Genomic DNA, 12600 nt, shown 5'->3' with positions numbered 1-12600 from the left:
CGCTCAGACGACGCGAACCTGCCCGTCCTCAGCCTTCTCGTCGGCCTCACCCACGAATTCGTTCGACCGTTGCAACAGCCGGACGAAATCGGCGATCCCCAGGGTCTCACCGCGACGTGACGGGTCGATGCTGGCGGCCAGCAGCCGCTGCGCCGACTCGTTACCCGACCCGGCCCACTCCGCGAAGGCGTTGCGGGAGGTCTTGCGGCGCTGCGCGAAGGCGATGTCGATCAGCTTGAACACCTGATCGCGGAACGCGGCGTCCATCGGCCAAGCCGGTGTCTCGTGCCGGTCGATGCGGACCAGCCCCGAGTACACCCGGGGAATGGGCCAGAACACCGTCGGCGACACCATGCCGTGCCTGCGGACGTTGCCGTAGAACCGCGCCTTGGCGCTGGGCACCCCGTAGTCCTTGCCGCCCGGCTCGGCAGCCAGTCGTTCGGCCACCTCCGCCTGCACCATGACCATCACCGTCCGAATCGTCGGGAATTCGGCCAGCAGGTGCAGCAACGCCGGCACCGCCACGTTGTACGGCAGGTTCGCCACCAACGCGGTCGGCTGATCGGTGAGATCGTCCGGCATCAACGTAAGGATGTCGCGGTTGAGCACGGTGAGCCGGTTGATCTCGCTGTGTGAATGGTCAGCGATGGTCGTCGGCAGTTGCCGTGCCAGCAGTGGATCGATCTCCACTGCGGTCACATTCGCCCCGCGATCCAACAACGCCAGCGTCAGCGAGCCGAGTCCTGGCCCGACCTCAAGCACATGGTCGTGGCGATGGACACCGGAAGCCGACACGATGCGCCGAACAGTGTTGGCATCGTGGACGAAATTCTGTCCAAATGATTTGCGTGGCCGAAAGTCAATCTCTTTGGCCAAGCGTCGTATCTCGGTCCGCCCGAGCAGTCGAATAGTCAGCGTGCCCCAATCCTCCCGCTACACGTCGGCCAAGCTCCCCAGCCTTGCCGCGCCTGAGTTACCGTAGCAATCGCAATCTGCTCTTCTCGTGTCGCCAAATCGGCTCTCGAAGCATAGCGTAATCCGCCCTGTCGTTCCCAGGTGTTTTGATCAAATTGGACTCCGCCATAGAAACCGTTACCGGTGTTGATGGCCCAATTACCTCCCGCTTCGCATTGCGCGAGCGAGTCCCAGGTGCCGCCGTTGGTCACCGGGGGCACCTCGGTGCCCGGCTTTGCTCCGACGCGAAGGACACCGTCCTGGGCCGGCGTGATGACGACATTGGCTACTGGCAACCTGCCGGTGACCTTTCCGTTCACCTTCGCGACGGCGAACGTGACGTCCTGGGTGCCGGGCACGCCGGGGTTCTCCACGACCTTCCGGCTCATGTTCATCGTGACGTCCTCGATGCGCTGATTGCCCGGCTCCAGCGGCAGCCGCTCGGTCACTTTCTCGATCCGCGTACGGGTCACCTCGACCTGCATACCTTCGGTGACCGGCGTCGATGCGGCCGGCACAACGGTGTCATCCTGCTGCAGCGGCGCGCCCGCGGCCGACAGCAGTCCTGCCACGTTCGGCGCGGCCAGGTGCACCGTGGAGACGACGCCGCCGTCATTCAGATGCACCGTCTTGGGACTCACCACCGGCAGGGCCATGCCCGCCAGCGGCACCCTGCTACCACGGGATGCGGCGGCGGGCGCCTTGTCCGTCATCTTCAGCTGCGCGAGCGCCTCGTCGACCGTCGATGCGGTGGTCCACACCTGCTTGCTGCCCTGACCGTCCAGAGAGACCTCCAGCGGGCGACTGCGGCGCAAGATGATGCTGTCGGACGGGCCCACCGTCTGCTCGCCCGCGGGGAACAGGTCGTCGCGATCGTCGACGTCGAATCCGTTCTCCTCGACGATGTCGATCACCCGGGACTTCATCGTCGTCACGGTCATCGGCGCGCCGTCGACCGTCAACGTCACCGTCTTCTGTGCAGAAACGGCGTACCCCCCTGCCACGATGAGCGTGACGAGGAGGGCACCGACGATGGCGCGCAGTAAAGGCGACCGAGATTCATGAAGTTGGTTCAGAGCATTCACGTTTTTGGTTTCTCCCGGGTCTGACGGCAGCGTTGAACTCCTGGACGTCAAGCGGTTGATCACAAGACGGTAACGAAAAGGTCTAGGACCGGCAACTCTCGTCAAGCCGGTACACCCGTGTCGCCAAGGCTGCGGTCTCGGCCGCCACCTCTGCGGCGGGCCGATCCAGCAAATCTGCCAGTGCCCGGACAGTGTAAGGCAGGCAGTATGGTTCGTTCGGCGCTCCCCGGTACGGATGCGGCGTCAGGAAAGGCGCATCCGTCTCGACAAGCAGCTGGCCGGGTGGGATCAATCGGGCGGCATCGTGCAGGTCACGCGCGTTACGGAAGCTGACGGTGCCCGACAGACTGAGGATCCAGCCCGCCTCGATGCAGGTGCGTGCCATCTCGGGTCCGGAGGAGAAGCAGTGGAAGATCACCGTGTCGGGCGCGCCCTCGGCGCGCAGCACGTCGAGCACTTCCGCATCGGCTTCCCGGTTGTGGATCATCAACGGTTTCCCCGTGCGCTTGGCCAGGTCGATGTGCCAGGCGAAGCCCTCCCGTTGCTCGGTAGGTGTCGCGCAGCCCTCGAGCCGGCCCGGCCAGTACATGTCCATCCCGGTCTCGCCGACCGCCACCACCCGCGGGTGCTCCGCCAGCCGTTCCAGCTCGGCGCGCGCGGCGTCGTCGAGCGCATTGGCAAGGGTGGGGTGCAGTGCCACCGCCGCGTACACCCGGTCGTCGAAGTCCGCGGCCCGGGTCACCCACTGTGCCGACGCCAGATCATCGGCGATCGTGACGACCTTCTCGACCCCGACCGCGTTGGCCCGATCCAGGATGGCGTGCACGTCCGCGGCGGTTTCTGCACCGCAGGCGTCCAGGTGAGTGTGGGCATCCACCAGCGGGGCCAACGGCTCCGGGGCAGGCGGGATGTCCTTGGCCGAACGTTTGGAGCTTTTTGTCACCACACCCCGAAACAATAAGGTGGCAGGAAATGACTCAGCCCTTCTACATAACTACAGCGATCGACTATCCCAACGGTGCGCCGCACATCGGTCACGCCTACGAGAAGACCGCCACCGACGCGATCGCGCGTTTCAAGCGCCTTGACGGCTTCGACGTGCGGTTTCTCACCGGCACCGACGTCCACGGGCTCAAGATGGCCGAGACCGCCGCGGCCGAGGACATCCCGACCGCCGAGCTGGCGCGCCGCAACTCCGATGTTTTCGAGCGCATGCAACGCAGGCTCGACGTGTCGTTCGACCGGTTCATCCGCACCTCCGACGCCGACCACTACGAGGCGTGCAAGGACATCTGGCGGCGGATGAACGAGTCCGGTGACATCTACCTGGGTACCTACGCGGGTTGGTACTCGGTGCGCGATGAGCGTTTCTTCGCCGAGGACGAAACCGAGGTCCGCGACGACGGCACCCGGATCGCCGTCGAAACCGGCACCCCGGTCACCTGGACCGAGGAACAGACGTACTTCTTCCGGCTCTCGGCCTACGCCGAGAGGCTGCTCGCGCACTACGCCGCACATCCGGAGTTCATCGGCCCCGACGTCCGCCGCAACGAAGTCGTCAGCTTCGTCTCGGGCGGGCTGCGCGACCTGTCGATCTCCCGCACCACGTTCGACTGGGGGGTGCCCGTCCCCGACCATCCCGACCACGTCATGTACGTCTGGGTCGACGCGCTGACCAACTACCTGACCGGGGCCGGCTTCCCGGACACCGGGTCCGAGGCGTTCGGGAAGTACTGGCCCGCCGATCTGCACATGATCGGCAAGGACATCATCCGGTTCCACACCGTCTACTGGCCGGCGTTCCTGATGTCGGCGGGTATCGAGTTGCCGCGACGCGTGTTCGCCCACGGGTTCATCAACGTCAAGGGCGAGAAGATGAGCAAGTCGGTCGGCAACGTGGTCGATCCGATCGCCCTGGTCGACGAGTTCGGGGTGGACCAGGTGCGGTACTTCCTGCTCCGCGAGATCCCGTTCGGCCAGGACGGCAGCTACAGCGAAGACGCCATCATCGGCCGCATCAACGCCGACCTCGCCAACGAACTGGGAAACCTCGCGCAACGCTCGCTGTCGATGGTCGCCAAGAATCTCGACGGCGTGGTGCCCGAGCCCGGGCCGCCGACCGAAGAAGACACCGCGATGCTGGCTGCCGCCGACGGACTGCTGGACCGCGTGCGCAAGCATTTCGACGAACCCGCGATGCACCTTGCGCTGGAAGCGATCTGGTCGGTGCTCGGCGCGGCGAACCGGTACTTCTCGGCCCAGGAGCCATGGGTGTTGCGCAAGACCGACCCCATCCGATTCGGCACAGTGCTCTATACGACGCTGGAAACGGTGCGCATCGCCGCATTGCTGAGCCAGCCGGTCATGCCCGCATCGATGGCCACCCTGCTCGATCTGCTCGGCCAACCCGCAGACGAGCGCACCTTCACAGCCATCGGCACCCGGCTGAAGCCCGGTGCCGCACTTCCGACGCCCGCAGGCGTATTCCCTCGATATCAGGTGGACTGAATGACAACAGGACTGCACGTAAAGCTGCACAGCCTCTATGACGATGTGGTGGCGCGCAACGCGGGTGAGACCGAATTCCATCAAGCCGTCTACGAGGTGCTGCACAGCCTCGGGCCCGTGGTCGCCAAACATCCTGACTACGCCGACAATGCGGTGATCCGCCGGCTGTGCGAACCCGAACGTCAGATCATCTTCCGGGTGCCCTGGATCGACGACGCAGGCAACGTCCAGATCAACCGAGGCTTCCGCGTCGAGTTCAACTCCGCGCTCGGGCCGTTCAAGGGCGGGTTGCGGTTTCACCCGACGGTGTATCTGGGCATCGTGAAATTCCTCGGGTTCGAACAGATCTTCAAGAACTCGCTGACCGGTCTGCCGATCGGCGGCGGCAAGGGCGGATCGGATTTCGAACCGAAGGGCCGCTCCGACAACGAAGTGATGCGGTTCTGTCAGTCGTTCATGACCGAGTTGTACCGGCACATCGGCGAATACACCGACGTACCGGCCGGTGACGTCGGCGTCGGCACGCGCGAGATCGGCTATCTGTTCGGTCAGTACAAGCGGATCACCAACCGCTACGAGTCCGGGGTGCTCACCGGTAAGGGCCTGACCTGGGGCGGGTCGCAGGTCCGCACCGAGGCCACCGGTTACGGCACGGTGTTCTTCCTCAAGGAGATGCTCAAGGCGGTCAACGACTCTTTCGAGGGCAAGCGGGTCGTGGTCTCCGGCGCGGGCAATGTCGCGATCTACGCGATCGAGCAGATTCATGAACTCGGCGGCACCGTGGTGGCCTGTTCGGATTCCAGCGGCTACGTGGTCGACGAGAAGGGCATCGACGTCGGGATGCTCAGGGAGATCAAAGAAGTGCAGCGGGGCCGGATCGTCGACTACGTCGAAGCCCGGGCCGGCGCCGCCCGATTCGTCGAGGGCCGGACGGTCTGGGAGGTGCCGTGCGATATCGCGGTGCCCTGCGCCACCCAGAACGAGATCAACGGCGATGAGGCCGGCTACCTGATCAAGGGAGGCTGCCGCTTCGTCGCCGAGGGCGCCAACATGCCGTGTTCGCCGGCTGCGGTGAAGCAGTTCGCCGAAGCCGGGGTGACGTTCGCGCCGGGCAAGGCCGCCAACGCCGGCGGCGTCGCCACCAGCGCGCTGGAGATGCAACAGAACGCCTCCAGGGACTCCTGGACGTTCGTCGACACCGAAAAGCGGCTGGAAGAGATCATGCGCCGGATCCACAACCGGTGCCTGTCCACCGCCGAGGAGTACGGCCAGCCCGGCAACTATGTGGCCGGGGCCAATATCGCCGGCTTCATCCGGGTCGCCGACGCGATGCTGGCGCTGGGCCTGGTCTGAGTGATCTGAGCCACATCGGCGGGCCGACTGTCACAAACCGGCGACGCACGGTGTCTTGAGGGAAACAAGCCCTTGAGAGGAGACACCATGAAAAAGCAGACCCGCGTCATCGTGATCGGCGGTGGCTACGCCGGGGTGCTGGCCGCCAATCACCTGCAGGCCGGCTCCGACGTGGACATCACGCTGGTCAATCCGCGGCCGGAGTTCGTCGAGCGGATCCGCCTGCACCAGTTGGTCGCCGGGAACAACGACGCCGTCCAGGGCTACGACACGCTGCTCGGTGACGGGGTGCGGCTGCTGGTCGACGGTGCCGAATACATCGACGCCGCGATCCGCCAGGTACAGCTGACCTCCGGCGCCGTGTTGGACTACGACTACCTGGTCTATGCCGTCGGCAGCACCGGACGGGTGCCCGCCTCGGTGCCGGGTGCAGCCGAATTCGCCTATCCGCTGGCCGAATTCGAGCAGGCCCAGCGGCTGCGGTCCCGGTTGCAGGACGTGCCGCTCGCGGCGCCGATCGTGGTGGTCGGCGGTGGACTGACCGGCGTCGAGGCGGCGGGCGAGTTCGCCGAGGCAGGCCGCAGCGTCACCCTGGTCACCGACGTCGTCGGCGCCTCGGTCGGCACCGGGGCCCGCCGCTCGCTGGTCAAGGCGTTGACCAAGCTGGGGGTGACGATCATCGACGGACCCGAGATCCTGGTCGAATCCGTCACGGCCGACGCGGTCGTCATGGCCGACGGCAACCGGCTGCCCAGTGCCGTGACGGTGTGGACGGCGGGATTCGGGGTGCCAGGGTTGGCCGCGGCCAGCGGGCTCACCACCGATACGTTGGGCCGGTTGATCACCGACGAAACCCTGACCAGCGTCGACGACGTCCACATCGTGGCGGCAGGCGACGCGGCATCGCCGTCGGGCATTCCCTTGCGGATGAGCTGCCAGGCAGCGGGCCCGCTCGGCATCCAGGCAGCCAAGACGGTGCTGACCCGGATCGCCGGTGCCGAGCCCGCCGAGCTCAACCAGACGTTCATCGCGCAGTGCATCAGCGTCGGCCGCGGCGCCGGGACCCTGCAGCTCTGCCACGCAGACGATTCGCCGCGCCGGATCCACATCGGTGGGCGGGCAGGCGCTTTCGCCAAGGAGCAGATCTGCCGCGCCACGGTGACCTCCCTGGTCAAGGAGGCACGCAAGCCCGGATCGTTCTTCTGGTTCAAGGGTGACTACCGGGCGCATCAGCTCAGCGAAGCAAATCAGGAGACGGCAGTTCGATGAAAACCCCCGCTGCAGGTAACTCTTCCGAGCACGCTGAACGGTTCACGCTGCTACGGCCGTTGCTGTTCACCATCGCCTACGAAATATTGGGCACAGCAACAGAATCCGACGATGTGCTACAGGAGAGTTACCTGCGCTGGGCCGAAGTGGACCTGGCAAGGGTGATCGACACCAAGGCGTATCTGGCCCAGTTGGTCACCAGGCAGTCCCTCAATGCGCTGCGGGCCGAGTCGCGCAGACGCGAAGAGTACGTCGGCCCGTGGTTGCCCGAGCCGCTGCTGCTGGAAACCAAGGATGCCTCGTCCGATGTCGTCCTGGCCGAATCGGTGTCGATGGCGATGCTCGTGGTGCTGGAGACCTTGACACCGGACGAACGCGCGGTGTTCGTGCTGCGGGAGGTGTTCGGGTTCAGCCACGATGAAATCGCCGCGGCCATCGGGAAATCCAGTGCGGCGGTGCGGCAGCTGGCGCACCGGGCCCGCGAGCATGTGCAGTCGCGGCGCAAGCGTTTCGAGCCGGTGGACCCCCAGTTGTCGATGGAGATCACGGCCAAGTTCTTCGCCGCGGCCTCCACCGGCGATATGGACGGCCTGCTGGAGATGCTCGCACCCGATGTGGTGTGGACCGCCGACAGCGACGGCAAGCGCAGTGCCGCGCGCAGGCCGGTTCACGGCGCCCAGCCGGTGTCCAAGCTGCTCATGGGGCTGATCCGGTTGGGCGGGGCAGGCGGTCGCATCGAGCCGACCATGTACAACAACGCACCGGCCTTGAAGCTCTACCTCGGCGACAGCTTCGAAGGGGTCCTGACCATCGAGATCGTCGACGGCAAGATCACCCACCTCTACGCCATGCGTAACCCGGACAAGCTGGGCGGCATCGACGTCCCCCGGGTGATCAGCCGCTGATTTTTTCCGCGGGCGCCGTGGCCGGGCGCGGGGCCTCGTAGGGTCACGTTGTGCCCGTGACCATTCGTTCGCTGCTGAGGTACTGGAACGCGAGCACCCGGCTCATCGTGGGTGGTGACGGCGAGGGCGAACCGTCGATCGACCAGCCCGTGTCGTGGGTGCACAGCTCCGAGCTGGCCGATCCGACACCGTTCCTCGACGCAGGCCACCTGTTGCTGACCGACGGCAGCCAGTTCCCGCCGCACACACCCACTCGGGACCGCTACGACTCCTACGTGGCCCGGCTTGCCGAGAACGGCATCCTGGGTCTGGGCTTCGGTATCTCCCTCATCCACGGGCGCCTGCCACCCGAACTCGAATCAGCGTGCCGCCGCCACGGACTGCCGTTGTTCCTGATCACCGATCTCACGCCGTTTCTGGCCATCGCCCGATACGTCGCCGACGAGCTGGCAGGCGAACACACCGCGCGCATCCGGTGGTCCCTCGATGCCCACCGGGCGATCGCGCGGGCGGCGATGCGACCCGATGGGCTGACATCGATCCTGGCGGAGCTGGAGAACCAGCTGCATTGTTCGGCACTGCTTTTCGACGCGGTGGGCGCGCGTATCCGCTCCCCCACCGATCCTCCGGTCACCCAGCTCGACGACGCCATCCGCGATGCCGTGCGGACCGTACTGGAGCGCGGTGTGCGCTCGGCGTCCCGCGTCGTGCTCGGTGAGCGGGAGTTCACCATCCAGACGATCGGCCACGGCAAGCGTCTTGACGGCGTGCTCGTGCTGGGCGGCCTGGAGTGGTCGGATCCGGCCGCGGACCTGGTCAACAGCGTGATCGCATTGGCGGGCCTGGCATTGACCCAGAACCGCGCCCTCGACAAGGCCCATCACCATCTGCGGGACGGCCTGTTCGAGCAACTGCGCACAGGCGACCGGGAGCTGGCCACCCGTACCGCCACATCGGTGTGGGGCGGGCTGCCCGCCGAGCCGCTGACGGTGATGGTCGCCCAGAAGCCGCACCACAGCGATTTCCTCCTGGACGCGCTGGAGCGCGAGACCGAGGAACGACGCGGCCGCGTGTTCTACACCCAGCGCGAGGACCGCATCATCGTGCTCACCGAAGCCGCGCCGCCACAGGATCTTCTGCGATTGCTCGCCCGCCATTCGATCCCGGTCGGGACCTCGGCCGACGTCGGGTTCGAGGAGCTGTCTCGCGGCGTGGCCGAGGCCGAGCGCGCGCTACGCCATGCGGTCGAGACCGGTCAGCCCAGCGTCGCGTTCCAGAAATTCCTCGACCGCGGGATGCTCGGGCTGCTGCGCGGCGAGCAGGCGGGTGCGGTGGCCCGTGGCATCTTGCGGGTCCTGCAGGCCCACGACGCCGACAAGGGTGCCGAACTGCTCACCACGGTGCGCGTGTGGATGCAGAACGAATGTGCCTGGGACGCAACGGCCCGCGAACTCGGCATCCACCGGCACACACTGCGCAACCGGATCCAGTTGGCCGGCCGGCTCCTTGACCTCGACCTGGATGTGCTGCGTGACCGCCTCGAACTGTGGGCGGCGCTTCAGCTGATGACCGAGGACTGACGGCGATCGAACACCTGACGCCCGCCCACCCAGGTCGCCTCGGCTTCGACGTGGGCGAGTTCGTCGGCGCCGACGGTCAGCGGGTCGGCCGCGAGCACAACGAAATCGGCGAACTTTCCCGGCTCCAGTGACCCGATGACCGTCTCGCGGTGAGCCGAGGCCGCTGCCGTAAGCGTATGGGCACGTAGCGCTTCGGCGATGCTGAGCCGCTGGTCAGCTGACCCGAGACGCCGGCCCGCGAAGGTTTGGCGATGCACCGCCGCGGCGACCGCTTCCATGGGACGCGGCGGGCACACCGGCGCGTCGGACGACAGCACCACGGGTACGTCCGCATCTCGGATCTCGCCGAGCGGTGTCAGGCGCTGCGCCCGGTCCCCGAGCGAGCCGAGCAACTCGTCGCCGTAACGCAACAGGTACTGCGGCTGGGTGATCGGCCATAGTCGCAGCGCGCGACATTGCCGAACCTGCGCCGCGGTGGGCGCGCCGAAGTGCTCGATCCGGTGCCGGGCGTCCGGTGTGGTGTCGGACGCGAGGCCGTCATGCGCGTCGAGGACCAATTGGATGGCGGCATCGCCCTGAGCGTGCGTGGCTGACTGCAGGCCGAGTGCCGCGACCCGGGTGATGAGCTCGGCGAGCTCCCCGTTCGGGTGGTAGAGGTAGCCGAAGTCGTTGACGCTGCAGCAGTACGGCTCGGAGAACCGCGCGGTGCCCGCCGTGAGCGCCCCGTCGGCGTAGAGCTTCACCCCCGCGATGGCCAGCCGGTCATCGCCGAACCGCCCGCAGACACCGAGCGCTTCGAGGGCACCGATCAGGCTCGAGATCACCAGCATCTCGGCGCGCATCGTCAGCGCACCGGCCCGGTTCGCCCGCAGATAGGTGCCGAGTTCGCGTGCGGTCACCTGTGCGTCGACGACCGTGGTGATGCCACGCTCATGCAGATGTGCCTGCGCGACCTGTAGTTGTGCGTCGAGTGCCGCGGCGTCGTCGGGCAGGTGAAAGTTGGGGCCGTTGTTCGTGATCTTCACACCGCACTGCCCGGTCAGCCAATCGGCGGCCGAATCCCACACGGTGCCGTCGGGTGTGCTGCCGTCGGCCTCGCGGCCGAAATGCCCGCCTGCCGGATCGGGAGTGTCGGCGGTGACCCCCATGGCCCGCAGCGTCCAGCTGTTGACGATGGCGCCGTGGCCGCTGGAATGGAACACGAGCACTTCCCGGTCGGGGGCGACGCGATCGAGATCGTGCCGGGTGAGCAGCCGCTGTTCGGCCACATTGCCGTGATGAAAGCCTTTGCCCCGCACCGGTCCCGAACCCAGGCCTGCCCTGACCCGCAGCGCGGTGACGACGTCGTCGATCGTCGGGGCGGCCTCCCAGCTGCAGTCGACCCACGACGCGAACTGCCCGTACATGAGCGGGTGGCAGTGCGCGTCGACGAAACCGGGAAGCACCGTGCCGCCGTCGATCTCCAGGACGTCGACCCGCGCGGCGGCCTGCGCGCGGCAATCGGCTTCGCTCCCGACCGCGACGATGCGCTCCCCGCGCACCAGCATCGCGGGCACCACATCCTCGCCGGCATGGGGCCGGATCGTGCCGCCGAGGACCAGTACCTCAGCCAGATCGACCGTCATTCCACCGATTCCTTCGCGGGTTCGGCGAGGAGGGTGAGCTGACGGGTCGCCAGCACGCAGCCGGCCGCCCCGACGCACAGCACGGCGAGGTAACCGAAGATCAGCACCGGTGAACCGGACGCCATGCCGAGCAGGGTGGGCAGCACGATCGGGGTCAGCGCCCCGGCCGTCAGGGCAGCGCCCTGGTAGGCCAGCGAGGCCCCCGTGTACCTCACCCGTACCGGGAAGATGCCTGCGATCACGGCCGCGATCGGCCCGTAGTTGCAACCGGTGAACAGGGCCGTCACCACCAGCATGAGCGTGATCACCAGGAAGGATGCGGTATGCGCCAGCAGATACAGCGGCACCGCGATGACGGCGATACCGAGGAGGCCGACCACCGTCACGTATTGCGGTTTCCACTTGTCGCCCCACCAGCCGGCCAGTGGCACGAACACCATCTCGAACAGGCCGGCGATGATCAGCGCGTTGAGCAACAGCTCGACGGCGACTCCGGCTTGTTCGGACGCATAGGACAGGAAGAACGACGAGGTGACGTAGTAGCCACCGGTCGCGACGAGCATCGCGCCGATGCCGATGAGCAGTGGCCGCGGTGACCGGAACACCTCCCGCACCGGTGCGGCTGACAGTTCCGCGGCATTGCGCGCGCGGGCGAACTCCGGCGATTCGCCGACCACCACGCGGACGATGAGCCCGATCACCACGAGCACGGCCGAGAGCAGGAACGGGATCCGCCACGACCCCGCCGCGAGGCCGCCGCCGATGTGTTCGGAGACCGCGAACACCGCAGCGGACAGCGTCGCCCCGACCGAGGATCCGAGTTGGGCGAACGAACCGAAGAACGAGCGGCGCTCATCGGGGGCGTGCTCGATCGCCAGCAGCGCCGCACCGCCCCACTCGCCGCCCATCGCCACGCCTTGCAGCAGCCGCAGGATGATCAGCAGCAGCGGCGCGACGGCGCCGACCGCCGCGTAGGAGGGCAGCAGGCCGATTCCGAAGGTGCCGAGACCCATCAATAGCAGGGTCGCGATGAGCACGGGTTTGCGGCCGTAGCGGTCACCGAGGTGCCCGAAGATGAACGCACCGAGCGGCCGGCCCAGGTAGCCGAAAGACGTTGTCCCAAAGGCGACGACGGTGCCGAGCACCGGATCCATATCCGGTGGGAAGAAGACTTCGCGGAAGACCAGGGCGGCCGCCGTCGCGTAGATGAAGAAGTCGTACCATTCGATGCTGGTTCCCGCTAGCGCGGCGAGCGCAGCCCGCTTTGGCCGCGCGATCGGGACCGAATCTTTCGTCACGGGCGTTTCCTTACTGACCGAAG

General features: G+C 66.8%; 10 protein-coding genes. 5 read left to right on the top strand and 5 right to left on the bottom strand.

Translation table 11 applies throughout. The features are described from left to right. Window positions 1–3: 3 nt before the first annotated feature. The 3 genes from rsmA to M1247_RS29310 all read right to left on the bottom strand — a co-directional run bounded on the left by rsmA (window position 4) and on the right by M1247_RS29310 (window position 2982). On the bottom strand, window positions 4–915 hold the full coding sequence (gene rsmA, locus M1247_RS29320; RefSeq protein WP_317160002.1) for a 16S rRNA (adenine(1518)-N(6)/adenine(1519)-N(6))-dimethyltransferase RsmA: 912 nt from the start codon (window positions 913–915) through the stop codon (window positions 4–6). Then, window positions 912–2039 carry a resuscitation-promoting factor gene (locus M1247_RS29315; protein WP_317160001.1) on the bottom strand — a complete coding sequence of 376 codons (1128 nt, stop codon included), beginning with the start codon at window positions 2037–2039 and terminating at the stop codon, window positions 912–914. Before M1247_RS29315 ends, rsmA begins: the two co-directional genes overlap by 4 nt. An 82-nt stretch (window positions 2040–2121) precedes the next feature. Beyond that, the gene (locus M1247_RS29310; protein ID WP_410506965.1) at window positions 2122–2982 is read right to left on the bottom strand and encodes a TatD family hydrolase; all 861 of its coding nucleotides are present in this window, start codon (window positions 2980–2982) and stop codon (window positions 2122–2124) included. Window positions 2983–3011: 29 nt separating this feature from the next. Between M1247_RS29310 and metG the strand changes: the two genes are divergently transcribed. From metG to M1247_RS29285, 5 genes are all read left to right on the top strand, one after another. Beyond that, on the top strand, window positions 3012–4547 hold the full coding sequence (metG, locus tag M1247_RS29305; RefSeq protein ID WP_317159921.1) for a methionine--tRNA ligase: 1536 nt from the start codon (window positions 3012–3014) through the stop codon (window positions 4545–4547). Beyond that, complete coding sequence (gdhA, locus tag M1247_RS29300; RefSeq protein WP_317159920.1) at window positions 4548–5900, top strand: NADP-specific glutamate dehydrogenase; 1353 nt, start codon at window positions 4548–4550, stop codon at window positions 5898–5900. Window positions 5901–5987: 87 nt separating this feature from the next. After that, window positions 5988–7169, top strand: a complete 1182-nt coding sequence (locus tag M1247_RS29295; protein WP_317159919.1) for an NAD(P)/FAD-dependent oxidoreductase — start codon at window positions 5988–5990, stop codon at window positions 7167–7169. Further along, window positions 7166–8074, top strand: a complete 909-nt coding sequence (locus tag M1247_RS29290) for an RNA polymerase sigma-70 factor (protein WP_317159918.1) — start codon at window positions 7166–7168, stop codon at window positions 8072–8074. Before M1247_RS29295 ends, M1247_RS29290 begins: the two co-directional genes overlap by 4 nt. A gap of 56 nt (window positions 8075–8130) precedes the next feature. Then, on the top strand, window positions 8131–9654 hold the full coding sequence (locus M1247_RS29285; RefSeq protein ID WP_317159917.1) for a PucR family transcriptional regulator: 1524 nt from the start codon (window positions 8131–8133) through the stop codon (window positions 9652–9654). Here the strand turns inward: M1247_RS29285 and M1247_RS29280 are convergent. Both M1247_RS29280 and M1247_RS29275 read right to left on the bottom strand, forming a co-directional pair. After that, window positions 9633–11279: an amidohydrolase gene (locus tag M1247_RS29280; RefSeq protein ID WP_317159916.1), complete on the bottom strand. Its 1647-nt coding sequence runs from the start codon at window positions 11277–11279 to the stop codon at window positions 9633–9635. The two genes, M1247_RS29285 and M1247_RS29280, sit on opposite strands and share 22 nt — an antisense overlap. After that, window positions 11276–12577 (bottom strand): MFS transporter, encoded by a 1302-nt coding sequence (locus M1247_RS29275; protein ID WP_317159915.1) that lies wholly within the window; start codon window positions 12575–12577, stop codon window positions 11276–11278. The genes M1247_RS29280 and M1247_RS29275 overlap by 4 nt, the downstream gene beginning before the upstream one ends. Between the last annotated feature and the right edge of the window lie 23 nt (window positions 12578–12600).

This window comes from Mycobacterium appelbergii (genome assembly GCF_032883035.1).
Lineage (GTDB): Bacteria > Actinomycetota > Actinomycetes > Mycobacteriales > Mycobacteriaceae > Mycobacterium > Mycobacterium appelbergii.
Note: the sequence above shows the minus strand (reverse complement) of the source record. Positions and strands in the feature narration are given on the sequence as shown.